The organism is Azospirillum sp. BE72, from assembly GCF_031455875.1.
Lineage (GTDB): Bacteria > Pseudomonadota > Alphaproteobacteria > Azospirillales > Azospirillaceae > Azospirillum.
On record NZ_JAVDTO010000002.1, the window covers coordinates 570,992 to 596,545 of the forward strand.

Annotated in this window: 19 protein-coding genes; 1 reads left to right on the forward strand and 18 read right to left on the reverse strand. The window is 68.8% G+C overall.

What is annotated here, in order from left to right; translation table 11 throughout:
- Positions 1-39: 39 nt before the first annotated feature.
- Positions 40-1,551 carry an anthranilate synthase component I gene (gene trpE / locus J2Y49_RS08800; protein WP_310114143.1) on the forward strand — a complete coding sequence of 504 codons (1,512 nt, stop codon included), beginning with the start codon at positions 40-42 and terminating at the stop codon, positions 1,549-1,551.
- 408 nt (positions 1,552-1,959) lie between these two features.
- On the opposite strand, the gene J2Y49_RS08805 is transcribed toward trpE, so the two are convergent.
- The 18 genes from J2Y49_RS08805 to J2Y49_RS08890 form a co-directional block, all read right to left on the reverse strand.
- The gene (locus J2Y49_RS08805) at positions 1,960-5,085 is read right to left on the reverse strand and encodes an efflux RND transporter permease subunit (protein WP_310114144.1); all 3,126 of its coding nucleotides are present in this window, start codon (positions 5,083-5,085) and stop codon (positions 1,960-1,962) included.
- Positions 5,082-6,341, reverse strand: a complete 1,260-nt coding sequence (locus J2Y49_RS08810) for an efflux RND transporter periplasmic adaptor subunit (RefSeq protein ID WP_310114145.1) — start codon at positions 6,339-6,341, stop codon at positions 5,082-5,084. The genes J2Y49_RS08805 and J2Y49_RS08810 overlap by 4 nt, the downstream gene beginning before the upstream one ends.
- Positions 6,342-6,377: 36 nt before the next feature.
- Positions 6,378-6,986, reverse strand: coding sequence for a TetR/AcrR family transcriptional regulator (locus J2Y49_RS08815; protein ID WP_310114146.1), 609 nt, complete (start codon positions 6,984-6,986; stop codon positions 6,378-6,380).
- A gap of 293 nt (positions 6,987-7,279) precedes the next feature.
- A complete protein-coding gene (locus J2Y49_RS08820) occupies positions 7,280-8,848 on the reverse strand; it encodes a BON domain-containing protein (RefSeq protein ID WP_310114147.1) in 1,569 nt (522 codons plus the stop codon).
- A 280-nt stretch (positions 8,849-9,128) separates the two neighbouring features.
- Positions 9,129-9,527 carry a response regulator gene (locus tag J2Y49_RS08825; protein ID WP_310114148.1) on the reverse strand — a complete coding sequence of 133 codons (399 nt, stop codon included), beginning with the start codon at positions 9,525-9,527 and terminating at the stop codon, positions 9,129-9,131.
- A gap of 89 nt (positions 9,528-9,616) precedes the next feature.
- Complete coding sequence (locus tag J2Y49_RS08830) at positions 9,617-9,955, reverse strand: STAS domain-containing protein (protein WP_149223351.1); 339 nt, start codon at positions 9,953-9,955, stop codon at positions 9,617-9,619.
- A 134-nt stretch (positions 9,956-10,089) separates the two neighbouring features.
- Positions 10,090-12,243, reverse strand: coding sequence for a PP2C family protein-serine/threonine phosphatase (locus tag J2Y49_RS08835; protein ID WP_310114150.1), 2,154 nt, complete (start codon positions 12,241-12,243; stop codon positions 10,090-10,092).
- 9 nt (positions 12,244-12,252) lie between these two features.
- Positions 12,253-13,689: a hypothetical protein gene (locus J2Y49_RS08840; protein WP_310114152.1), complete on the reverse strand. Its 1,437-nt coding sequence runs from the start codon at positions 13,687-13,689 to the stop codon at positions 12,253-12,255.
- The gene (locus J2Y49_RS08845) at positions 13,686-14,486 is read right to left on the reverse strand and encodes a hypothetical protein (RefSeq protein ID WP_310114154.1); all 801 of its coding nucleotides are present in this window, start codon (positions 14,484-14,486) and stop codon (positions 13,686-13,688) included. The genes J2Y49_RS08840 and J2Y49_RS08845 overlap by 4 nt, the downstream gene beginning before the upstream one ends.
- Before the next feature lie 23 nt (positions 14,487-14,509).
- Positions 14,510-15,358, reverse strand: a complete 849-nt coding sequence (locus J2Y49_RS08850) for a GNAT family N-acetyltransferase (RefSeq protein ID WP_310114155.1) — start codon at positions 15,356-15,358, stop codon at positions 14,510-14,512.
- Complete coding sequence (locus J2Y49_RS08855) at positions 15,355-16,428, reverse strand: ABC transporter substrate-binding protein (protein WP_310114156.1); 1,074 nt, start codon at positions 16,426-16,428, stop codon at positions 15,355-15,357. Before J2Y49_RS08855 ends, J2Y49_RS08850 begins: the two co-directional genes overlap by 4 nt.
- A gap of 5 nt (positions 16,429-16,433) precedes the next feature.
- A complete protein-coding gene (locus J2Y49_RS08860; protein ID WP_310114158.1) occupies positions 16,434-18,602 on the reverse strand; it encodes an MFS transporter in 2,169 nt (722 codons plus the stop codon).
- A complete protein-coding gene (locus J2Y49_RS08865; RefSeq protein ID WP_310114160.1) occupies positions 18,599-19,357 on the reverse strand; it encodes a hypothetical protein in 759 nt (252 codons plus the stop codon). The genes J2Y49_RS08860 and J2Y49_RS08865 overlap by 4 nt, the downstream gene beginning before the upstream one ends.
- Before the next feature lie 30 nt (positions 19,358-19,387).
- Positions 19,388-20,722: a type VI secretion system baseplate subunit TssK gene (tssK, locus tag J2Y49_RS08870; RefSeq protein ID WP_310114162.1), complete on the reverse strand. Its 1,335-nt coding sequence runs from the start codon at positions 20,720-20,722 to the stop codon at positions 19,388-19,390.
- 55 nt (positions 20,723-20,777) lie between these two features.
- Complete coding sequence (locus tag J2Y49_RS08875; protein WP_310114163.1) at positions 20,778-22,046, reverse strand: FHA domain-containing protein; 1,269 nt, start codon at positions 22,044-22,046, stop codon at positions 20,778-20,780.
- 4 nt (positions 22,047-22,050) lie between these two features.
- Positions 22,051-22,638 (reverse strand): DUF6931 family protein, encoded by a 588-nt coding sequence (locus J2Y49_RS08880; RefSeq protein ID WP_310114164.1) that lies wholly within the window; start codon positions 22,636-22,638, stop codon positions 22,051-22,053.
- A 46-nt stretch (positions 22,639-22,684) separates the two neighbouring features.
- Positions 22,685-24,805 (reverse strand): type VI secretion system tip protein TssI/VgrG, encoded by a 2,121-nt coding sequence (locus J2Y49_RS08885; RefSeq protein WP_310114165.1) that lies wholly within the window; start codon positions 24,803-24,805, stop codon positions 22,685-22,687.
- A gap of 169 nt (positions 24,806-24,974) precedes the next feature.
- On the reverse strand, positions 24,975-25,451 hold the full coding sequence (locus tag J2Y49_RS08890) for a type VI secretion system tube protein Hcp (RefSeq protein WP_149223339.1): 477 nt from the start codon (positions 25,449-25,451) through the stop codon (positions 24,975-24,977).
- Positions 25,452-25,554: the final 103 nt, after the last annotated feature.

A 25,554-nucleotide genomic window follows, 5' to 3' on the forward strand; every position in this document is an offset into this window, starting at 1 on the left:
CTCCGGCTTAGCCGACAGCCAAGCAAGAGGTCTCGTGCCGTGAAGGTCCAGCCCGATATCGCCAGCTTCGATGCCGCTTACGCCGCCGGCCGGCCGCAGGTGGTATGGACCACGCTGGTCAGCGACCTGGAGACTCCGGTCTCCGCCTATATGAAGCTGGCGGACGGGCGTCCCTTCGGCTTCCTGCTGGAATCGGCGGAACGCGGGGCCGGCTCGCGCCGCGACCGCTATTCGGTGATCGGCTTCAAGCCGGACGTGGTGTGGCGGTCGCGGGGCAACAGGGCGGAGATCAACCGCGACGCCCTGCATGACCGCGACGCCTTCCAGCCGCTCGAGTCCGCACCTCTCGACGCCCTGCGCACGCTGATCAACGAGAGCCGGATCGAACTGCCGGAGGAACTGCCGCCGATGGCCGCCGGGCTGTTCGGCTACATGACCTACGACATGGTGCGGCTGATGGAACGGCTGCCGGACGACAATCCGGACGAGCTGAACATCCCGGATGCGATCCTGACCCGGCCCAGCATCGTCGCCATCTTCGACAGCCACACCGATTCGATCACGCTGGTGACGCCGGTCTGGCCGAAGGCGGGGAAGGATGCCGCCACGGCCTATGCCGACGCGCGGGAACGGCTGACCGACGCGCTGGCCGACCTGGAGCGCCCCCTGCCCTACCGGCGCGAACCGCGGACCGAGAACGGACTGCCGCTGGCCTGGACCTCCAACACGACGCGCGAGGAGTATCACGCGATCGTGGAGAAGGCGAAGGAGTACATCCGCGCCGGCGACATCTTCCAGGTCGTGCCGTCGCAGCGCATCCGCTTCCCCTTCAAGCCTTCGCCGCTGTCGCTGTACCGCACGCTGCGCCGTCTGAACCCGTCGCCCTTCCTGTTCCACTGCGATTTCGGTGATCTCACCATCGTCGGCTCCAGCCCGGAAATCCTGGTGCGCGTACGCGACGGCAAGGTCACGGTCCGCCCGATCGCCGGCACCCGCAAGCGCGGCGCCACCACGGCGGAGGACGAGGCGCTGGCCGCCGATCTTCTGAGCGATCCGAAGGAACTGGCCGAGCATCTGATGCTGCTCGACCTCGGCCGCAATGACGTGGGCCGGGTGGCGAAGGTCGGCACCGTCAAGGTGACCGCCAAGATGATCGTGGAGCTCTACAGCCACGTCATGCACATCGTCTCCAACGTCGAGGGCGAGTTGGATCCGAAGTTCGATGCGCTCGACGCGCTGGTCGCCGGCTTCCCCGCCGGCACGGTGTCCGGCGCGCCCAAGGTCCGCGCCATGGAGATCATCGACGAGTTGGAGAAGGCCCGCCGCGGCGTCTATGCCGGCTGCATCGGCTATTTCGGCGCGTCGGGTGCCATGGACACCTGCATCGCGCTACGCACCGCCGTGCTGAAGGACGGCATGATGTATGTCCAGGCCGGCGGCGGCGTGGTCGCGGACAGCGATCCCGAGGCCGAGTACCAGGAGACCGTCAACAAGTCGATGGCCCTGATCCGCGCCGCGGAAGAGACGCTGCGCACGACCGCGCGCGGGTAAGCGTCTCTCACATGCCAATCAAAAAGGCCGCTGACGAAGCGGCCTTTTTCATGTCTGGGTGGCGGATCTCTGCTGATCCTCTTATGGAAACGGGATTATCCACAAGATTTTGCAAGCGGGAAACGTAAGCCGGCGCACACATCTGCAACCATGTGGGTATAGTGGCCGGGTGCGGACGGGGTGGCGGATAGGCCGCCACCCCGTCCGCACACCAAGGGAGAGAAGAGGATGGACAAAATCCTCACACTCCTGATCCTGCTGTTGCAGATCATCAAGGCGTGCCTTGATCTTCTGAACCGCTGATCGGATGGGCGTATCGGGGTCTAGCCACCCCGGTACGCCTGTCCCTAAAGATAAGCCATTTCCCGCGTCCCGCAAGATGCTTCTGCACGTGGGACGATCATGCGCTCAGTCGTCGCCGCCGGCCGCCATCGGGCCGTGGGGCAGTTCGGCCTTGCCGCCGCGGTGGAACAGGTTGCCGACGAAGCGGCCGAAATCCTCCATGTAGAGGTAGAGCGAGGGCGTGATGTAGAGCGTCAGCACCTGCGACACGCACAGGCCGCCGACGACGGCGAGGCCAAGCGGCTGGCGCAGCTCGGCGGCGGCGCCATGGGCGATGGCGATGGGCAGCGTGCCCATGATGGCGGCCATGGTGGTCATCATGATCGGGCGAAAGCGCAGGATGCAGGCCTGCTCGATGGCGTCATGCGCGGACATGCCGTTGCGGCGCGCCTCCACTGCGAAGTCGATCATCATGATCGCGTTCTTCTTCACGATGCCGATCAGCATCAGGATGCCGATGATGGCGATCATGCTCAGTTCGGTGTCGAACAGCATCAGCGTGCCCAGCGCGCCGATCACCGCCGACGGCAGGCCGGACAGGATGGTCAGCGGGTGGACGAAGCTCTCGTACAGCACGCCCAGCACGATGTAGATCACCAGCACCGCAGCCGACAGCAGCAGCGCCTGACCGGCCTGGGCATCCTGGAACACCTGGGCGGTTCCGGCGAAGCCGGTTGTGATCGTGGGCGGCAGGCCCAACTCGCGCTCCGACTCGCGGATCATGTCCACCGCCTGCCCCAACGAGGCGCCGGGCGCCAGGTTGAAGGACAGGGTGACCGCCGGAAGCTGGCCCTGGTGCGCCACCGCCAGCGGACCGGCCGTACGCTCCACCCGGGCGAAGGCGTCGAGCGGCACCAGCTTGCCCGACGTGGTGGAGCGGACATAGATGCGTGACAGCGAACTGTCGTCGCCCTGGTATTTCGGCTCCAGCTCGATCAGCACCTGATAGTCGTTGCTGGGGGTGTAGATGGTCGAGACCTGCCGCTGGCCGAAGGCGCTGTAGAGGGTGGAGCGCACCTGATCGACACCGATGCCCAGAGTCGCGGCCTTCTCGCGGTCGATGTGGACATAGGCCTGCGGATTGTTCAGCTGAAGGTCGCTGGTGACATCCTGCAGGATGGGAATGCCGTGCAGGGTCTGCTCCAGCCGGCCCGACCACTGGTACAGCTCGTCCAGGTCCAGGCCCTGGATGGTGTACTGGTACAGGCTCTTGGACGCCCGGCCGCCGATGCGCAGGTTCTGCACCGGCTGCATGTAGACGGCCATGCCGGGAATGCCGTTGACCTGCCGGCGCAGCTGCTGGATCACCTCGGTCGCCGAGGGGCGCTCCTCGCGCGGCTTCAGCGTGAGGAACATGCGGCCCTGGTTGCCGGTGCTGCCGCCGACTCCGACGGAGGAGATGACGTCCACCACCGCGGGGTTGGCCTTCATGATGGCGGCGACCTGCTGCTGGCGCTCCGCCATCGACGGAAAGGCGATGTCGGCCCGCGCCTCCGTCGTCACCTGGATCTGGCCGATGTCTTCGGTCGGGAAGAAGCCCTTGGGGATCGCCTGATAAAGCACCGCGGTGCCGACGACGGTGGCGATCATCACCACCCCCATCAGCGGCCGGTGGCGCAGCGTCCAGCGCAGGGTGCGGGCATAACCATTGAGAAGGGCCGAGAAACCGCCTTCCAGCACACGGCCGAACCATCCCTCCTTCTCGCCATGCGCATTGTGGACGAGGAAGCGGGAGCACATCATCGGCGTCAGCGTCAGCGACACGAAGGCCGACGCGGCGATCGCCATGGTCACGACCAGCGCGAATTCATGGAACAGCCGGCCGACCACGCCGCCCATCAGCAGGATCGGAATGAAGACCGCGACCAGCGACAGGGTGATCGACAGGATGGTGAAGCCGATCTCGCGCGAGCCCTTGATGGCGGCCTCGAACGGCTTCATCCCCTCTTCGACGTAGCGGACGATGTTCTCCATCATCACGATGGCGTCGTCCACCACGAGGCCGACGGCCAAGGTCAGCGCCATCAGCGAGATGTTGTCGACCGAAAATCCCATCAGGTGCATGCCGCCCGCCGTCGCGATCAGCGAAATCGGCACGGCCAGCGCCGGGATCAGGGTGGCGGATAGCCGGCGCAGGAACAGGAAGATCACCAGCACGACCAGCACGATGGTCAGGGCCAGGGTGAACTGCACGTCCTCCACCGCCTGACGAATCGATTGCGAGCGGTCGTTGACGATCTGGATTGCGGCGGAGGCCGGAAGCTGGGCCTGGAACACCGGCACCAGTTCGCGCACCCGGTCCACCACGTCGACCGTGTTGGCGTCGGGCTGGCGCTGGACCGCCAGCATGATGCTGCGCGTGCCGTTCAGCCAGCTGGCGGTGCGGTTGTTCTCGACGCTGTCCAGCACCTGCGCCACGTCGCCCAGCCGCACCGGCGCGTTGTTGCGGTAGGCGACGATCAGCTCGCGGAAGGCGGCGGCGTCGGGAAGCTGCGGGTTGGCCGCGATCACCAGCTGTTGCTGCTGACCGGTCAGCGTGCCGACCGGGGTGTTGGCGTTGGCGGCGGCCAGCGCCTTCTGCAATTCGTCGATGCCGATGCCGCGGAGCGACAGCGCGTTGGGGTCGACCTGCACCCGCACGGCGTATTTCTGCGAGCCGTAGATCTGCACCTGGGCCACGCCCGGCAAGGTCGCGACCTTGGGCTGGATCAGCGTTTCGGCGATGTCGTTCAGCCTCGCCAGCGGCAGGGTCGGTGAGTTCAGCGACAGGAACAGGATCGGCTGGTCGGCCGGGTTGACCTTGCGGTAGCTGGGCGGCGTGGTCATGTCGGCCGGCAGCCGACGCTGGGTGCGGGCGATCGCCGCCTGCACGTCGGCCGCAGCCGCGTCGATGTCGCGCTCCAGCACGAACTGGATGGTGATGTTGGTGTTGCCGAGCGTGCTGTTCGAGGTCAGCGTGTCGATGCCGGCGATGGTGGAGAATTCCCGCTCCAGCGGGCTGGCGACGGAGGCCGCCATCGTCTCCGGCGAAGCGCCGGGCAGCGTGGCGGTGACGCTGACCACCGGGAAATCGACCCGCGGCAGCGCCGCGGTGGGCAGTTGGCGATAGGCGGCCAGACCACCCAGAACCAGCGCCGCCGTCAGGAGAATGGTCATCACCGGACGGCGGATGCAGAGTTCGGAGAGGTTCATGTCGCACCCCCGCCTGACTTGTCCTGGGTCAGGACGCTGCGGCCGGCCTCATCCTGTGCGGCGGAACCCTGCTGGCGGCCGCCCTCAGCGGTCTCGCCGGACGAGGTTCCGGCAGGTTTGTCGCCGGGCCGCTCGGTAACCTTGGCGCCGGGGGAGAGGCGCGACTGGCCATCGACCACCACCCGTTCACCGGCCTGCAGACCGGACGCGATGATGCTGAGCCCGCCATGGGTCCGCTCGACCGTGACCGGGCGGACCTCCACCGTCTCGTCGGCCTTGACGACATAAACGTAGCGGCCCCTCTGGCCGGTCTGCACCGCAAGGTCGGGGATGGTCAGGGCGTCGGGCTCCACCCGCAGGGTCAGCACGGTGTCGACGAACTGGCCCGGCCACAGCCGGGTATCGGCGTTCGGGAACTCGCCCTTCACCAGGATGGTGCCGGTCTGCTGGTCGACCTGGCTGTCGACGAAGGACAGCTTGCCCTCCGCCGTCTCGCCGCGGCTGCCGGCGATGGAGGCGGTGACCGGCAATCTTCCAGTCGCCATTGCGGCGCGGATCGCCGGCAGATGCCTTTCCGGGACGTTGAAGGAGACGTTGATCGGCCGCAGCTGGGTCAGGGTAACCAACGGGTTGGTGTCGGCGGCGCGGACCATGGTGCCGACCTTCGCATTCACCGTGCCGGTGCGTCCATCCATCGGCGCGGTGATGCGGGTGAAGCTGAGCGACACCTTCGCCGCCTCGATCGCCGCGAGATCGGCCTTCACCGTGCCCTCCAACGCATCGGCGGTGGCGACGGCGGCATCATAGGTGGTGCGGGAGATGGCGCTGGTGCGCACCAGCTCCGCATAGCGCTTCACGTCCCCCTTGGCCTTTTCCAGATTGGCGCGGTCGCGTTCCAGATTGGCCTGGGCCTGACGCAGCTGGGCCTCCAGCGCCCGGCTGTCTAGGGTGAACAGCGTGTCTCCCGTCTTCACCTCCTGCCCTTCGGTGAAGTTCACCGTCTCGACCACGCTGTCGACGCGGGCCTTGATGGCGATGGCGGCAATGGGCTGGACGCTGCCGATGGTGACGATCTGCTCCGGCACGGCCTGGACCGCCACCTTCCGGGTCACCACCGGAACCGCACGGGTTCCCGCCGGTGCGGCGTCGGCCTTGGCGGTCTGGGACTGGCCCCCGGCATGGCGGGTCTCATACCAGTAATACCCGCCGCCGCCGAGCAGTGCCGCGACCAGCAGGGCCAGGAAAAGCCGTCTCATCCGTTGGGACTCCAAACGCCGGTGGCCGGCTTGCGCTTATATGAAAGGAGGCAGATTGGTCAGGCCGGACATCAGGAAGTCGATGACGGAGCGCTCCAGCGCCTCGCGCGGGCGTTCATCCATCTGCATGATTCCGCCGCGCACCATGCCGATCACCAGAAGCGGGACGATTTCCAGATCGATCTTGCGGAACTCGCCCGACGCCATGCCGTCTGCCATGACCTGCTGCAGGGCGGTCGCGGTGCGCTCGCTTCGGCGGCCGATGATCCGGCGCGTGCGGTCGGCAAGGTCCGACTGGTCGCCGCCCAGCCGCTTCAGCGTCTGCAATTGTTCGCTCAACGTGCCGACCAGGGCGGAAACCATCGCCGACAGCCGGACGGAGGCGGGAACCTGCTGCGGGGCGATTTCGGCGTTCAGCTTCTGCTCCAGCCCGCCGAGCGCCCGTTCCAGCGACTCCAGATAAAGCTCCTCCTTGGAGGGGAAGTAGCGGTACAGCGTCGCCTTGCCGACGCCGGCCCGCTTCGCCACCTCCTCGACCTGGACGGAGGCATAATCGCGGCCGGCGAACAGCTCCGCCGCGGCGTTGAGGATCACCTCGCGCCGCCGAGCCCGCCAGTCAGGTATCTCTTCCGCATCGAGAGGCATGAATGGAACCCACGGGTTTCAAAAAATGACGATAGTGGAGTTCCTTAGAGTGTCAAGGAACCGCTCTCCAGTAAAAATGAAATCGGCGTCATCGTTGGAAGCCCATCCCGGCCAAGGGTTTGACCTCCCCGCGGGACCACCACCATGCGTTGTGCCGATGGCGCGGCCGGAGCATTCAAGCGCGAAGGGCGCGGACTCCGGAGTCCCGAGGCGGCGCTGCCTGGGAAGCCGGAACCCGCGCCCATATAGGAGCTTCGCCGCTGTGGGACACGCACCCTTGCGGCCGTGGCAGGTCAGCTCCGCGTGGTGGAGGATCGGCTGGTGCCGGTGGCGCCGGTGACGCCGGTGGCGCCGGTGGTGGAGCCGGTCATCGACCCGGTGCCGGCGGAGGCGCCGGCAGGACCGCCGCTGGTCCCGGCCCCGGTGCCGGTGGAGGCGCCGATACCGGCATTGGTGCCGACCGTGGTGTCGCCCCCCTGCAGTCCGCCCGACGTCCCGCCCATGGCGGAGGCGGTGGTGCCGGAACTGATGCCGGTGGAGGCACCGGAAGCCGAACCGGTCCCGGTGCCGCTCCCCGCATTCGCCATGGCGGACGCGCCGGCCCCGGTGGAACTGCCCCAGCCGGAGCCGCCCTGGTTGCCGGTCTGGCTGCGGACGCGCAGGTTGTTCTGCACATGGGTCACGCCGGACACCGCTTCGGCGACATCCTCGGCACGGCGCTTGGTGTGGCGGTCGGGGACCATTCCGGTCAGAGTCACCTCGCCGCCGCTGACCGCCACCTCGATGTCGGACGCGTCGACATAGGCGTCATCGGTCAGGCGGTCGCTGACGTCCTCGCGCACCCGCTCGTCGGAGCGGCTGTAGCCGCGCGGACCACGGCCTCGATGTTGGGAAGCGCGGTGTTCATCCTCGTGCCGGCGGCGTTCGGCATCGTCGTCGCCGAACCAGGACGCGATCTCGTCGCCGGCCTGCTCCCAGAAGCCGCGCTGCTGCGTGCGGCCACGGTCTTCGCCCCAACGCTCGGTCCGGCCCCCGCCATAGCCCCCCCGAGCCTCCTGCGCGCGGTACATCCCGCCGCGATCCTCGCCCCAGGAGCGGTCGCGACCCTCGTCGCGCTGATAGCTGCCGCCGTAACTGGTCGATGAACTGCCACCGAAATCACGCCGGCTCGAACCGCCGCGTTCCCACTCCCCACGGTCGCGGCCGGATTCGTAACCGCCGCCATAGCCGCTCCCGTAACCACCCTGCGACCCGTAACTGCGGTTGCGGTAGTCAGGGCTGCCATAGTTGCGGTCGCCGGTCTCGCGCTCGCCATAGCCGAGGGAGCCGCGGCCGCGGACGACCTGCTCGCCTTCGCCATAAGGGCGGACGCCGTAATCGCGGTCGCGATACTCGCTGCTGCCGACATCGCGGCTGGTGTAGTTGCCTTCGGTTCCGGCATTGCCGGCGCCGGCATATCCGCCATAGCCGCTCGACCCGGACCGTCCGCCATAGCCGGCGCCATAGCCGCCGCGGCTCATGTCGCGCCCGCCGCCGAAGCTGCGGTCATAGACACGCTCCATCTCGCGGGAATTGTCGCGGCGGTTGTCGCCACGGTCCATATTGGGATCGCGGCCGTAGCCGCCGGATTCGTTGCCGACCTGTCCTCTGTATCCGGGATCGCGGTAGAGATGTCCGCGCTCGTCCTGGTGAAGATGCGCCTGCGGTCGATACATGTTTTCACGGTCGTTGGACCGGTAATCGTCGGGATCGTAGACGCCGGCGTGCTTGGCCTCGCCCCAATCCCGGTGCCGGTTCGGTTCGCGGTCGTCGTCGCGCCAGTCGCGGCCCTCACCGCGCCACCGATTCTCGTTCTGCGCCATCGCGGTCGGCTCCCTCTTGCTGGATTCTTGGAACCGCGGTCGGCACGGCGCGATTGGCATCGGCCACCGGCGCCCATGCGCCCGCGTTTCCCGAACAACAGGAGGGACCAAATGGCGTTCCGGATTTTTCTCGGCCGCCGACGGTCCAGTGGGTGATTTTTGGCACGATGCTTGCGTGGTAAAAAGCGGTTGGTTCCACGCATCACTTGCGGCTTCGGCGCTTCTTGCACCGAAGCCGCTTTCTTTTACGCCCTATTATTGGGCAGAGACTTCAAACTGCTTAATTGGCAAGCGGCTGATCGAGCAGACGGGCAACCGCAGCCCCCAACTCTTCGTTGAGGAAGGGTTTGTAGATGATCTCATCCGCATTGAACATGCGCGTCATCTTCAGCAGATAGCCCGCCGGCATGTTCGGAGCGCCGCCGGACATGGCGAGGATCTTCACGTCGGGCTGGGCGGTGCGCGCCGCCTTGATCAGTTCGATCCCGTCCACCTCCGGCATCAACACGTCGGTGACGATCAGGTCGAAGCTGCGGCGGTCCAACGCGCGAATGGCGGCACGGCCGTTCTCTGCCTCGGTCACGTCGAAACCGCGACCTTCCAGATAGCCGGCCACGGACAGCCGTACGGCCGGCGAGTCTTCAACAACCAGGATGTTGGGCCGAATGGCACTTCCCATCACACACCCGGCCCCCTTTCGGGAACCGCCTTATCGCAAGGCCGGCCGCAGCCGGCTGAAAACGCCCCCGGTGTCCTGACCGCCCGCTGTCATCCGCCGAGCGCCGCCACGGCCGCAGCCGCATCGGCATGGATTTCGAACAGCGACGAGAAGCCGCTGACGTCGAACACCTCGCGGATGTGCGGCGCCATGGCCGACAGGGCGATGGCTCCGCGCTTCGCCCGGGCCGCCTTGGCGGCGACCAGCAGGCAGCGAAGCCCGGCAGAACTGATGTAGGAAAGCTGTTCCATGTCGACAACAAGTCGCGTGCCCTCGGCGCCGATGACCGACAGCAGTGCCGCTTCGAACTGGGCGGCGTTGCCGCTGTCGATGCGACCGTCCGCGCGCAGCACGGTGACGCCGTTGACCGACTGTTCGGTAATATTCATCCCCTGCCCTCGCCTTGCCTTAGCTGGATATTGCCCGATTCTTTCCTACCCCGTGGTTATAGCACGCCCTCGCCGGTCCGACGATGCATTCGCAGTACGACCGGACAGCTACCGCCATCGATTTTTTTTCAGTGTCAGGCTACGGGGTCGGCCAACTGCGCCATGGTGGCGGCCGGTGCGTCCGCCGCCCCACGCCAGCGCAGGACCAGACAGGTGATGTCGTCGGACTGCGGCGCCCCGGCGGTGAAACGGGCGACATCGGTCAGCACCCCGTCCAGCCCGTCGCGCGCCGAAGCGTTGGTCTGCCCGGCGACTGCGGCAACAAGCCGCGGGTCGCCATACATCACGTCTTCACCGTTGAAGGCCTCGGTCACGCCGTCGGTGAACAAAACGACCATGTCGCCGGTGTCCAGCGTCACGGTCTTCTCGCCGAAGGGCATGTCGGGCATGGCGGCCAGCGCGATGCCGGGGGTGCGCTCCAGATCCTTCACCGCGCCTGACGCGGTCATGCGCAGCGGCGGGTTGTGGCCGCCGTTGGAGAAGGCCAGCACACCGGTGCGCAGGTCCAACTCGCCGTAGAAGACGGTGACGAACATCATCTGTTCGTTTTCCGCGGCAAGCAGGTTGTTGACCCGGCGCATGGTCTCCGCCGGGCCGACGCCGGATTCGGCGATGGCGCGCAGCATGGTGCGGGTGATCAGCATGAAGAAGGCGGCCGGGATGCCCTTGCCCGACACGTCGGCGATGACCAGCGCCACCTTGTGCTCGGAAATCGGGAAGAAATCGTAGAAATCGCCGCCGACCTCCTTCGCCGGGACCATCCGCGCGGCGATGTCCAGCTCCGGCAGATCGGGAAAGACCTGCGGCAGGATGGTCAGCTGCATGGTGCGGGCGATCTCCAGCTCCTGCTGCAGGCTGATCAGACGCCGCTTGTCGTCCAGCGCCTCGCGCAGGTCGCGCACCATCTGGGTCAGCTGCACCTGCTGCGTGCTGACCCGCGTCGCCAGCCGCGAGAAGCCCAGCGCCAACAGGCCCAACTCGTCGCCGACCCCCTTGGACTGGGCGGACTGGGCATCGTGGGTCTCCGCCTCGATCTGGCGCAGTTCCTCCAGCAGGTTCTGGCGGGCATCCTCCTCCAGGGTGACGGCCAGCGCCTCCATCTGGCGGCGGATGAAGCGCTGCTGGCGGCGCAGGCGCCGTTCGCGCTGGCCGGCACTGCGCTCGATCTCGCGCATCACGCCGCGGAAGACCTCCACGGCACCGGCGATGCGGCCGATCTCGTCGTTGCCGGCCGGCAGCTCGACATAGCCCATGGCGCGCCCGCGGGAGAGGTCCTGCAAAGCCTTCACCGCGCCATCGAGCGTGGAGAAGTTCCGCCGCAGGAAGCCGTAGAGCAGGCCAAGCGCGCCCAGCAGCACCAGCCCGACCGCCGCGACATAGGCGACCGACCACAGCGCCTGTTCCTCCACCGCCTGGGTGACGTCGGTGGCGATCAGCACGGTGGCGACGCGCCCGCCGGCGAGGTCGGCGACCGGCAGGCTGGCCAGCGCATAGCGGCGCCCGCCGCCGGCGATGGTGGCGATGCTACGCACCGCCGGACGGACCAGCGGCTGGACGGCCGGCCACAGCGGATCGCTTTGCCCGTCGAAGGCCGTGCCGTTGCGGGTCACGGCGAAGACGCGCCCGCCGGTGGTCCGCCGCAGCACGTCCAGCGCGGCGACGAAATCCAGCCCGGCGACGGCGGCACCGGTGACGCCGGCCCCGCTGCCCGCCCCGCCGCCGGCCCCGGTCCCGGCATAGATCGGCACGCCGGCCACCACGACCAGCCGCTCGCCGTCCACCAGACGGACGCCGCGCGCCAGCTTCTGACCCGACAGGATGGCATCCAGCGCGCCGCGGTTCAGCAGCGGCTCCGGCTCCAGCGCCGGGTCGGTGCTGTAGAGCAGTTCCCCCGACTTCGACAGCAGGTTCACGTCGGTGATCCCGCCGGTGGCGGGCGCGGCGACGATGCCGAGCGTCCCGACGCGCCGGTCCAGGGCGCCGCGATCCTCCGCCTCCACCGCGCGGGCGATCTCGGCGTCGCCCGCCAGCCGGCCCAGCCCCTGGTCGATGCGCCCGACGGCACCCGACACGGCAAGCTGCCAGGAGGTTTCCAGACGGGCCAGTTCCAGCTCGCTCGCACGGCGGTCGAGGGCATCCTCGCGCAGCGCGGCAAAGCCGAGGAGAAGGCCGGCCACCACGGTGACGGTGGCCAGCACGAACAGGATGATGCGGGTCTGAAGCAGCATAGGGGCCTCTCAGCTCCGCGGAACGACGATGGGACGGGCCAGCAGCGCAGCCAAGGCGGCCGGCAAAAGCGACGTTGCCGCGAGCATACCGCCGTCCCAGCCGACCGCCGCCGCCCACAGCAGGGCCGCGACGATCCCGGAGGCCAGCGCCCGCAGCAGCGAGAACTGCCCGCCGCCCGCCGCCTGACGGCGCACATAGGACAGCGCCAGCCCGGCGGCGAAACCGCCGGCCAACCCACCGGCCAATCCGGCCGGCAACGCGGTACCGCCGAGCAGCAGCACGGCCGCCGCCGACAACAGCGCCAGTGCGCTCAGCACCGCCGCGACACGGCGCCAGCCGGGCGGAACGACATAGCCGGCGATGGCACCGACCAATGCAGCGGCCATTGCCGGACCGGCCAAGGAAAGGCTGCCGGCGAGAACCAGCATGGACGCCGCGGCGGCCGACAGCAGGGCGAAGGCAAGGACATCGTCGGATCGGGAATCGATCTCGCGCCGCGGTGCCGCCTCCAGTCCTGAGCCGAGAGCGGTCAGCGCCGACAGTCGGGTATTTTCGACGGCGGAGGCCACCTCCGGATCGAAGACGGCGGCGCGCACCTCGTCGGCATGGGCGGCAAAGCGCTGGCGGCGGTCGTGCAGACCGAAGACGACGGCGTTGAAGGCGAACAGCAGCCGGCCGACCTGATCGCGCGGACGCCGGCCCAGCAGGGTGGCGAAGCGCCCGTCCACCGCCTCCGCCATCGCCACGGCGAGGCTGCGCAGCGGCGCGCGGAAGCTGGCGCGGACCAGTACACCGGCCAGTTCGGCCAGCAGCAGCAGAACCGCCAGCCCCCCCAGCGCCACGGTCGCCAATTCCTCGGCGATCTGGCCGCGCACCTGCTGCGGCTGGACGCCGACCAGCACATGTCCGGCCGGCGGCTGGCCCACTCCGCCGCCGCCACCTTCCGACGACAGGCGGCCGATCCGCACAGGCACCCTCAGGATCAGCAGACCGTCGCGGTCGATCGGCTGGAGGGTCGCGGCACGGGTCTCCGGCGTCGCCAGGCCGTGCAGGCCGGCGGTCAGCGCCTGCAACCCGGCAGCGTCGATGCCGCCGCCGGCATTGACCGCGCCTTGCAGTAGCACCCCGTCGCCGCCGGTCAGCGCCAGGAAGCCCAGGTCGGGGTTGCGTCCGGCAACACCCTGGAGATAAGCCCCCACCCCTTCGATCCGCGGCAGGGGAATGCCGTAGGCGATGGCGCGTTCCAGGTCGTGCTGAACCGCCTCCGCCACCGCGGCGGCCTTGGCGGCGCGCGCCTCCCCCAACTGGTCCTGCGCCAGCCAGGTGCCGAGCAGCCCGACGCCGGCCATCGCCAGGGCGGCCGCCAGCAGGATGACGGCCGGAATGCCGACCATGAACAGGCGATGGCCGCGGTAAAGGCTGGGAGAGGCGCTGCGGGTCGTCATGCGAGTTCGTCCAGGCGTGCGACTTCGCGCTCCGCCTCGTCCAGGATGGTCAGGCGCCGGCGCACCGCGTCGGTGAAGGCGGCGGCCGGCAGCCCCAGTGTCTGTTGCGGCGATTGCGCCGGCAGTTCGGCGCGCGAACGCCCACCCTCCCCCAGCCCTTCGAGGGTGGTCGCGAGATCGGCCAGCGAGCGGCGCGGTCCGGCGGCAAGCCGCAGGCCGGCCAGCCAGCCCAGCAGGGCCAGCGGAAGCACGATCAGCACGGCGCCGATGGAAAGGGTCAGGGCGTAATGGCGCATCGGCTCGGCCATCGCGCCGGCCGGCATGCGGACCAGCAGGCTGCCGGCCACCGTGTCGAAACTGGTGGCGAGCCCGACGCCGTAGACCCGTTCGTCCCCGCGTTCCTCCGACCAGAAGCCGCTGACACCGCCATTCTGATCGGCAGAGGTCCGGATGGGCAGAAGCTCGCCCACCTCGACCGCGTTGGTCGAAAACAGAACGGTGCCGGTCTCGTCAAGAACGGTGACCGACTGGATGCCGGGAAGGGCGACGCGGGCACGTGCCAGCAGCCCGTCAACCTGCGGCAGGTCGCCCAGCGCGAGGCCGAGGTTCAGCTGGGTCTCGAGCGACGCCTTGGCCTCGCTCAGCACGAAGCCGACCTGGGAGGTCACCGCCTCGTCCAGGCGGCGCGCCTGTTCGCGCGTCCACAGCACGACGGCGGAGAGGGCGGAGACGAACACCGCCACCGCCACGAACGCCGCCAGCCGCGCCCCAAAACTCCCCGATCCCATCCCGGCCATCCCCCTTCAGCCGGCCGCGCGCCTCAGCGCCCGCCCGGCCCCGTCCCGTCATGCTCCAGAGGAGCCTTTTCCCGGCCGCACAGCGCGTACCAGCGCCGCGCGGCACCGTCGCCCGCAGCGACGCGGCCCCAGACATGGCCGCGCTCGAACACGTCCCAGCGCCCGGCCAGCTCCTCCACCGCCACCAGCTCGGCGCTGGCGGTGTCGAAGATCGGATCGGCGGTGAAGTCGCGGTGGACCAGCAGCCGGACCAGATCGCCGCCGACGCGGACCAGCCGCTTCGGATAGATGCCGTGGCCGGCGAGATGGCCCCAGCTGCGGTGGTTGCGGGTGCTGACGGTGGTGATCAGGTGCCGGCGGCCCAGCGCCTCCGCCACCTCGATCCGCCAGTCGATCAGCCGGTGATGCAGGCCACGCCCGCGCTCGGACGGATCGACCATCGCCGACGACATGTGCGCCACCCAGGGCAGTTCCGCCTCCGGCAGGTCGAGGTCGCGGCCCCGGTTGGGATCGTCGCCGGACGGCAGGCCCAGCGCGCCATAGGCGACCAGGCGGCCGCCGGATTTCTCGTTCCCGCGCCCCTCGTGCCGGAAGATGCCGGCGGTCAGCCCTTTCTCGCCCAGATGGTCGGCGACGAAGTTCCCGACCTCGCCGGCCATGCGGTAATGGTCGGGATCCTCCAGCGTCGCCACCACGCGGACCCGGAAGTCGGCCAGCAGGTTGGAATCGTCCAGGTCCATCATGCGGGCGGTCAGCCCGTCCGGCAGATCGGCGGCCAGCGCCCGCAGTCGGACGGCGGCCACCGCGCGAGCGGCCTCACCACACAGGGGGGTTCCGCCGAACGGCAGGGTCATGGGGATGCGGGCGCTCATGATTCGATGATTTCCGCGAAATTCAGGAGGCCGATGGGCGGGTAGTACTCCAGCGCCCGGACGGTGGCCATGTTGATGATGACGGAAAAGCGCTTCAGCGTTTCCACGGGAATTTCGGCAGGATTGACGCCGTCCACCAGGATCTGCGCCGCCTTGAAGGCGGTGAAGCGGCCGATGCCGTAGGCGCTGCTCGCCAGCGCCAGCATGGCCTTGTCGGTGCGCACGATCAGCTCGGTCACCGAGAAGGTCGGCAGGCCCAGGCGCAACGCCTCCGCCGCCACGACGGTGCGGTTGTGGAAGGCGATGAAGGTGTCGGGGCCGATATAGAGGACCTCGCCGCCTCGCCTTGCCACCCGGGCCAGCGCGTCGGGCACCGCGGCGGAGATCGGCTCGCCGCGGTCGTTCAGGGGGACCGGCTCCTCGATCAGTTCCAGCCCGCGCAGCGCCGTCTCGGCCCGCAGCCCTTCCACCGTGAGGACAGAGTTGCGTTCCTGCGGGTTGTAGACCACGCCCAGCCGCTTGATCGGGCGGTAGGCCTGGATGGTGTTCAGCTGCACCGCGATCGGCGCGATGTGGATGGTGCCGGTGACGTTGCGCCCCGACCGGGCGAGGTCGGGCACGATCTTCGCGTCCACCGGGGCGGCGACGAAGGTGAAGACCACGGGGATGTCGGTGACGTGCTTGCGCGGATCCGCCGCGTCATGGGGGCCGACCAGCGCGCGGGTCTGCGGCGTGCCCCAGCTGTAGACGAGGTCGGGACGGGTGTCCTTGATCTCCTGGATGATGCCCGGCAGCTTGGCGGTGTCGCCACCGGTGTTGCGGATGGTGTAGTCCACCTTCAGGCCGCGCCGGGCCAGATAATCCTTGAAGCCGAACTCGTTGTCGCTCTCGCCGCGACCCAGCACCATGGTGATGCGGAAGGTCTTGTCGGGCACCGTCGCGGCCAACGCCGACCCGATCAGCGAGTTACCGGCAAACGGCAGTCCGGGCAGGGCCAGCCCGCCGGCGGCGGCAAGGCGCAGCAGCGAGCGGCGGCGGATGCGGAGGAGATCGCTTTCGTCGATTCTCATCGCGGTCAAGCCTCCTGTGGCCGGGCGGCGGGGGATGCCGGGCGCCCGGTGCGGAAAAGGATCCAGAACAGAAGCGCGCTCACCCCGCACAGCAGGCCGATGCCCAGCATCGCCTCGCGGTAGGAGGTGGCGACCGCCACCGCCATCGCGGTGACGGGGCCGAGCGCACCGCCCAGACGTTCGATCAGCCGGTACCAGCCGATGGCCGCGGTCTCCGGAAGGCCGCCGTCGCGGGCGATCTGCGAGACCAGCGTCAGCTGCGGGGCACCGACCAGCGCCTGCGACAGGCCGAACAGGGCGATGGCCAGCGGCGGCCCCCACAGCGCCTGGGTGGCGATGATGGGCAGGCAGCTCGCCAGCGTGCCGATCCCGCCGGCGGCGATGAAGCCGCGCCGCGCCTGCCAGCGGTCGGACAGGCTGGCGGCCAGCGGCGACACCAGGATGAAGGCGACGAAATACATCATCTGCACCCGCCCGATCTCCGCCTTCGACGCGCCGTCGGCGGTCAGCAGCAGCGGCACGAGGCAGAAGAGGAAGGCGGTGGACGCGATCTTCGTCGGGATGGCGCTCAGCACCATCAGGGCGGAGAAGCGGAAGTCGCGGAACAGCGGCAAGGCGCTGCCCATCGCCGGCCGGGATGCCGCACCGGCAGCGGCGCCGGCGCCGCAGGGGGACTGCGCCGCACCACGGCCGCGCAGCAGAAGCAGGCTGACCGACAGGCCGGAGCCCAGCGCCAGAAGCGCGCCCAGCAGGAAGGTGGCGCGGAAGCCGATCTGGTCGGCGATGATGCCGCCGCTGACCGGACCGCAGACACCGGCTGCCAGCAGCGCGCCGATGAACATCGCCATGCCGGCGGCGCGGTTGCGCGGACTGGTGTGGTCGATGACGATGCCCTGCGCGGTGATCAGCACCAGCCCATAGCCGAGCGCCGTCAGGCAGCGCCACAGCATCAGCTCCGCCAGCGACCCGGCGAAGGCGGTCAGCGCGAGGCTGACGGAACCCAGCAGAGCGCCGATGGTGAAGGCGCGCGAGCGGCCCCAGCGTTCGGAGAAGCGGGCGCCGCCCGGCTGGGACAGCGCCCAGATCAGCATGAACAGCGTGATCGGCAGGCTGACCACCATGTCCGGTGTCAGCCACGGCACCTCGCCCGCGAAGGACTTGGCGTAGGCCGGCAGGAAGGGGCGCGACAGCTCTTCCGACAGGCAGAACAGGAAGACCGGCAGCCGCAGGAAGACGAGGTTCAGCGGCGTCGGCGGCGGACGCGCGGAGTCGGGATCGCGGAAGCGGAAGCGGCGGACGAGCGCCGACAGCCCGGCTTCCGCCCGGCCGACCCGCGGATCGTCGCCGCCCAGCCGGCGGCGAAGCTCCGCAACCCGCGCGGCGAGGCCGACATAGCGGGCGTTCACGCTGTCGAGCGCGGCGCACACGCCGCCTTCCAGCGCACGGTCTTCCGTCGCCGCCAGCGGCCCCGGGATCTCGGGCAGGGTGGCGCGGAAATCCCCCTCCTCCGCCCGGTCGGCCAGCAGCCGCAGGGTCAGCACCCGCCGCATGGCGAGATTCACCACCAGCTGCAGCACTTCGAAGATCAGCAGGACGGAAACGATGACCACCGACAGCACGTCCAGCGCCAGATCAGTGGAAGCCTTTGCAAGAAAGGCGCTGTCGACGCCGACATGCAGTGCGCCGGCCGGACTGGCGGTGTCGCCCAGCGGGCGCTGGACGTCGACGAAGCCGCGGGCCAGCCGGCCGTCGGCGGGGCCGGTCAGCCGGTCCGGCGACAGCGCCGTGATGCCGGCCAGCGGTCCGCCCGCCGCGGCGACGATGCGCCCGTCAGGGCCGGTCACCGCGATGTAGGCGATGTCGTCGTGGCGCTCGACCTCCGCCGTCAGCAGGGCATCGAGGCCGGCCATGCGGTCCAGCGGAATGCGGACGCCAAGCCCGCGGTCGATCTGCGCGCCCATCAGGTCGCCGACCGTCTGCGCCTTGCGCGCCAGTTCCGGCTGGAACAGCGGGTCGAAACTGCGCAGCGACAGCCAGGAAGCCGCGCCGGCCGCCAGCAGCAGGACCGCCACCGTGACGATGGTCAGCCGCAGCACCAGCGCGCTGATCGGGTCGCGCCGCTTGGCCGGCTTGGCGGCGGATTTGGCGTAAACGTTGCGGGCCGGATCGCTCATGTCACCGCGCCCTTCACTGGGAGTGGTCCGGGGGCATTCGGCGCCATGGCATCCAATTCGCGTTCCAGATCTTCCATGGCGTGATCGGCGTCGGCGATGCCGTGGTTCAGGCGATCGCGCACCATGCCCAGCGGCGCGGTGCCGTCCGCCAATCCGCTGCGTCCGCCGCGTTGCCGCACAACGGCGAAGACGGCGGCCAGAGTCACCAGTGCGGCGACACCCACCAGCGCCAGGATGTTGCCGCGCAATCCCTCCTCGACCGCCGCGACCCGCGCCTTCAGCCCGGTCAGGGAGGAGCGCAGGATCACCTGCCCCACCGTCTGCCCGAAGCTGTTGCGCACGTCCGAGCCGAGGATCAGGACATCGCCCTCGATCTGCCGGCGCAGGGTTCCGGCCGAAGCGTCATCATTCCAGCGAACCGGCGTAGGCTGCCCTACGGCGTTGCGGTCGGCGGCGAACAGAACGATGCCGCGGTCATCGACCACCTCGACGCCGAGGATTTCCTCGCCGGAAGCGGCGCGCTCGGCCTGGGCCTGCAGATCGACCAGCTCGGACAGGTCGAGGCCCAGCGTCAGGCCGTATTCGACCCGGCGCCGCATCTCGTCCGCCACCACCGCAAGGCGGGAGCCGGTGACCTCGCGCAGCTTCTGTTCGAACTTCAGTCCGGACAGCGCGACCGACAACAGCACGGCGGTCGCGACCGTCGCCGCGATCACGGCGCCGGTGCGCAGGGCCAGCACCCCGCCCAGCCTCATGGTGTCCCTACAACAGGAAAAGGTGATGCATCAGCCACGGATCGCCCAAAGCTCCATCGCCACCTGGGGGAAATCACCCGCTAGATGAACCGCGATTCCGCCTGATGTTGCAAGCTGTTTCCAAATAGGGCTACCGCGTTCGAGTTCGAAATACACGGCACCGGCATGGTAGGGCAGCTGGCGTGGAGCGACGGGCAGCGGCCTTACTCGGATTCCGGGCAACTGTACATTGACCAGTTCGCGGATTTGCTCCACCGGGCCGATCTTGACCAGTGCAGGGAAGTTGCGGCGCAACGCCTCGCCCGGCATATCCGCCCGCACCGCCAGCACGAAGGTCGCGGTGGTGATCAACGAACGGTCGGCGATAGTGCCGACGCGGATGCCGTATTTGCGTTCCTGCAGGTCGATCGGAATGGCGGTCTGTTCCAGCACCGCGCTCAGCGAGCGGCGTATCTCCGCCATCACCGGTTCGAGCGTTCCCTGCAGATCCTCGTGCCGGTAGGGCGGGAAGCTGGGCGGACGCTTGTTGACGGCGGTGAAGGTCGCCAGTTCGCCGGCCAGCCCCAGCATCATTCCGTGCAGCCGTTCCGGATGGATGTCGGGCATGCGGGCGATGTTGGCGAACAGCGGTTCGGACCGGTTGGCGACCTGCAGCATCAGGAAGTCGGCCATCTCGCCGGCGCCGCGCCCGTTGGAACCGCCGACGCGGGCGGCCAGCGCCTCCGACCGGCTGTTCAGCAGGCCCTGGATCTCGGTGACGAAGCCGGCCAGCGGGGCCAGCGCCTGGACGTTCAGGGCCGGCGGGATGTAGCGCTCGTCCAGCGAGGCGTGGCGGTCCGACCGCACTTCCTGGATGCGGGCGAGGCCCAGGCAGTGGTAGCCGGCGCGCTCCTGCCGCTCCAGACGGTAGCGCAGGCGCAGACGCCCGGTGCGGATGCGCGACACGCTGGCCGACCCGGCGATGGCGTCGACCGTCTCCGTCTCCTCGCCGACATAGCGGGTGGCGGCGTCGGCGCTCTCGCCCACCTCGAACTCCACGCCGCCGCGCTGGCGGACCGGCAGGGCGAGGTAGACGACGCTGTTCGCCAGCGTTTCCGGCAGGTCCAGCGGCGGCGGCGGATCGTCGTCGTCGGGGATGTTGATCGGCGTCCCGTCCTCCAGGATGCCCTTGCAGCGCAGGACGGCGAACTTGCCGACGGCCAGAAGCTCGCGGTTGATGGTGAGTTCGCTGATGCCCCAGGCGAAGGGACGGATGCCGGCGACGCGGCCGCGCACCAGCCGCTCGACATAGCGATCCTGCTGCTGGAAATGCTGCGCCCGCAGGAACATGCCTTCGGACCAGATGACCTTGTCGTCCCAACTCATGGGCGCTTTCCCTCTTGCAGGCTGATGGTCGTTGCCATGGTTCCCCGTCCTCCCGTCAGCCGCCCAGCGCGTGGCGGTGGATCGGCAGGAGCCGGCGGTACAGCGCCGCCAGCCGGGTGCCGCCGTCGGCGGTCTCCCCGGTCAGCTCGCGCACTGCGGCCAGCAGGGCCGACTGGTGGGCCGCACCGTCGGACACCGCCGCCTGCAGCAATGCCTCCGCCTCGGCGGGTGGCAGGGCGCGCAGGCGGGCGAGCGCGTCGTCGGCATCCACGGCGCGGCGCAGGATCGACTCCCCCTGCGCCATCGTCTCGTCCGGGTCGAGGCCGAGCAGAGCCTCCAGCGCCGCCTGCCGCCGCACCAGCGACAGCACGACATCGACCAGCGCGCGATTGAGGGCATCGGAGGCCGGGTCGGCGGCAGCAGTGGCGAAGGGCGACGGACGCGCACCGAAGGCCGGCGGGACCAGCGGCTCGTCGGCCCAATCGTCGGGCGGGATGGCGGGCGGGGTGGCCGGCTGCGCCGCGAAGGGCTGGGCGGGGGGCGGGCTGGACGGCTGGGCGGAGGGCGTCAGCTCGACAGGATCATCCAGCCAATCGTCTGGGATCGACGTACCGCCATTGCCCTTGTCAAAGCCTGCATCGAAGCCGGCATTGGAGCTGGCGTTGCCGAACCCCGCCTGCTCGGTCGACACCCGGATGGTGCCGAGGCTGTCCGGCGAGAAGTCAGTCTGTGTGGAGCCCGGCCAATCGGGATCGCCGCCGGACGCGTTCCCCGCCGCGGTCTGCTGCCAGCCGCCGCCCTGCTTCCCGCTCCAGCGTTCGTCCGGCTGTTGAAGGTCGCCGAACAGGTCGTCGTCCTCCGGGATCGGCATCACCGACACCGGTCCACGGCCGAAGGCCGGCAGGGCGAAAGGATCGTCCCCGGGCGAGGCCGCCGGCGACTGCGCCGGTTCGTCGGAGCCGCGCAGCACGGCCAGGAAGGGGTCGTTGGCGGACGGCGCCTCCTCTGCGGCGAAGCCGGCGCGCATGACGAAGCCGCCCATCCGCAGCCGGTCGCCCTCGCCCACCACGGCGGAGTTGCCACGGCCGATCGGGGTCGGCGCGTCGTTCAGGAAGACGCCGTTGGTGGAACTGTCGATGACGATGTAAACGCCGCCCTTGAACTCCACCATGCAGTGGATTTTGGACAGCATCCGCTCCGGATCGTTCAGCACCCAGTCGCAGTCGGGACCGCGGCCGATCACCAGCCGTCCGGTGCCGAGATCGCGGGCGATGTCGCCGCCCTGCGCGGGCGGGCATTGGATCAGGGTCAGGCGCAGCTTCATCGGATCACGCCGCCCCCACCTTGCCGCTGCCGCCGTTGGCGATGTCCAACGCCTGGACCAGCGACGCGCGATGGCGGGCCGTGATCTCCTTCGGCACCGCCGCCGCGGCGATCAGCACCGCGGCGGCGGCGGCCGTTCCGGTCAGCCCGTCGCCCGGCGGCACCACCACCGCCGCGTCGGGCGGGGCGAGGCTGCCGCCCGACCAGAAGGCGGCCATGGCGGCATAGGCGCAGGCGGTCTCGAAATTCATCGCCTCGGCCGGCGCGAAGCAGGCGCGGCGGTTCTCCTCCGTCGGGCGGTAGACCCAGGCCTCCGCCGCCTCCAGCGCCGCGACGTCCGCCGGTGCCGGTTCGGCCGAAAGCGCGCCGCGGGCGGACAGGCAGCCCCACCACACGGCCTCGCGCCGCGGCAGGGCCATGCCCAGCAGCCGGATGGCATCCGCATGCAATTCGGCGTCGATCAGCGCCTTCAGGAACGCCGCCGTCGGAGCGTTCGGCGCGTACAGCGCCTTCGCTTCCGGCGACAGGTCCAGCCCCGCGACCGCTTCGGCCGCGCGGGCAAAGCGCAACTTCGGCAAAAGCCCGATGTCCACCGTCCCAACCCCGCTTGAAAATCCGTCCCAGTGTGGACGGCGTTCGTCAATTGATGGTTACCACGCCGCCCTGGATCTTAACCATCGCGTCGCCGTTCACCTGCGTCATCGCGCCCTTGATCTGCACCTGCATGTCGCCGGTGACCTTGACCATGCTGCCCTTGATGGTGACGCCCATCTGGTCGATCTTGATGCTGTTGCCGCCGACCTTCAGCTCGATGCCGGTCGCGGCCTGCATGGTGATCTGCCCGGCGGACGCCTTTACCGAAACGTCGCCCAGGCCGAGCTTCAGGGCGTAATCGCCCTGCTTGACGTCGACCGTCATGTCGCCCTGCTTGACGGTCAGGCTGTCGTTGCCCTGCCCGACTTCGACCGTCCGGTTGCCCTCGCCGACCGTGTGGGTGTCGTTGCCCTTGCTGACGGTGACGGTCCGATTGCCCTTCCCGACAGTCAGGCTCTGGTTGCCCTCGGTCACCTCGTGGGTGTCGTTGCCCTTAGACACGGTGACGGTGCGGTTGCCCTTGGCGATGGTGACCGCCTCGTTGCCTTCCGACACCGTTTCGGTACGGTCGTTCTTGATGGTGATGGTCTGGTCGTGATCGACGGTCAGCTTGTCGTCGTTCTCCACCATCCGGGTGAAGTCCTTCTGGGCGTGGAAATAGATCTCTTCCGCGTCCTTCTTGTCCTCGAAACGCAGCTCGTTGAAGGTCGCCGCGTCGCCGCCCTTGCTGGAGCGGGTCTTGATGCCGCTCTGCGTCTTGTTGTCGGGCAGCGCGTAGGGCGGCATGTTCTCGGCGTTGTAGACGCAGCCGACGATCAGCGGCCGGTCGGGGTCGCCGCCGATGTAGTCGACCAGCACCTCCATGCCCACGCGCGGGGTGAAGATGGTGCCCCAGTTCTTGCCGGCCATGGTCTGGGCGACGCGCAGCCAGACGAAGCTCTTCTCATCCTTGGCGCCCTTGCGGTCCCAATGGAACTGCACCCGGACGCGACCATACTTGTCGCAGTAGATTTCCTCGCCGCTGGGACCGACGACGGTGGCGGTGTCGGGACCGTGGGTGCGCGGGCGCGGCACCGGTGGCGGGCGGAACACGGTGGCCTCGGGGATCGCGGCGAAGCGGCAGGAGAATTGCGGTGGGATGCCGCCATTGCCGAGATGGCTTTCGTCCTGCGCGCTCAGCGCCAGATCGGTGACGACATAGCCCTTGCCGACCTCCGCCGACACCGCATGGCCGGCCATGGAGATCTTGCCGCCGGCGGACAGGCCGCGGTAGGTCGCCGTGCCCTCCACCCGCTCATAGCCGGTCTCCGTCTCCTCCATGCGCAGGCGGGACAGGGTGGTGCCGTCCGCCTTGACCATGTGGCCGCCGGGATAATCGAACATCTCGTGCGACTTGAAGGCGGAAACGCCGAGCACCGTCGTGGTGCTGGCGGACAGGTCGGTGCTGGGCGTCTCGAAATTATAGTCCTTCAGCGTCCATTTGCCGGATACGTAGGACTGGGAGTGCGACCAGCCGTCGATGGCGAGCGTGTTACCCTGCGACGCGGCGGCGTGGTTGACGTCCTTGTCCAGGCAGTCGGTGTAGCCCGACGCGCTGTCGCTCAGCACCAGCGTGTGCTTGCCGGCCTCGTGCTGGAAATAGAAATAGATGCCCTCGTCCTGCAGCAGGCGGGCGATGAAGTCGTAATGGGTCTCGCGGTACTGCACGCAGACCGGGCGGGCATTGTGGGTGCCGGACAGTCCCTGCTTCTTCACCTCGGTCACGCCGCAATCGGACAGCATGGCGTCGACGATCTGCACGACGCTCTTGTCCTGGAACACCTGGCAGTCGGAGCGCAGGGTCGCGAGCCACAGGGACGGCACGATCTCCGCCGTGTAGCGGCGGTAGCCGCGCAGAGCCAGCGGCCCGGCGGAAAAACTCTTCACGATGCCGTTGATGACGCGGGGACTGCCGCCCTGGCGCGCGACGGATAGCGTCAGCGACTTTCCCAGGATGTCGGCCGGCGCGATGGTCATCCGCGGCGAGATCATCGAAATGGTGTAGCGGAACAGGCGCGACAGCCCTTCCTCTCCCTCGACGGCAACCGGGATCAGCACGTCCGCGCCGAGCGGCGAGGTCAGCGACAGAAGCCGGCCGGTCTGCGAGATGGTGGGCGCATCCGACATGCGGGCTTGGTCCTATGTGTTGGGAAGCAATGGTCGAGGAAGGTCTTGCCCCCACCCCTACCCTCCCCCGCCCTCGGCCGGCCAAAGGCCGGTCCGATCGCAGGGGAGGGAGATATCCCCTCCCCCGCCCAGCGGGGGAGGGTTAGGGTGGGGGCAAGCGCAGCCGAACTTAGGCGCTCTTGGTCGTCGACAGGTCGTAGGAGACCGAGATCGGCGTGCCGGCCTTGTTCTTGTCGTCGTACGGAATGAACTTGTACTCCATCTTGGTGAAGCTGATGGAGATCGACTCCGACGGACGGTCACCGCCCGACGACATCGAGTAGGCCGAGACCAGGGCGTTGGTCAGGGTGTACTCGGCATAGGTGTTGCCCGGGCTGCCGGTGGTGACGAGGTGGATCTGCACCTTCTTGCCGATGGCGCCGGTGCAGGATTCGACGAAGAACTTCGGCGAAGAGCTGTCCATCAGCTTGGTGATGGTCACTTCCGACACCGACGGCTCCGACGCTTCGCGGTTGGCGGTCGAGCCCGACGGGGTGCTGATGGCGCGGCCGACGCCCCACTGCAGCGAACCGACGTCCAGCCACTTCTTGTGGGTCTCGTGCGTGGCCTCGCCGTCGATGCCGTCGTACTTGATGTAGATCGCCATGGTTGTCTCCTCGCTCTCTTGAAGTCGGTCTTAACGGGTGAAGCTTGGTCTGTGCTGTATGGTTACGAAAGAATTGAGGCGGGTGCTGTGACGGTCGTCACCG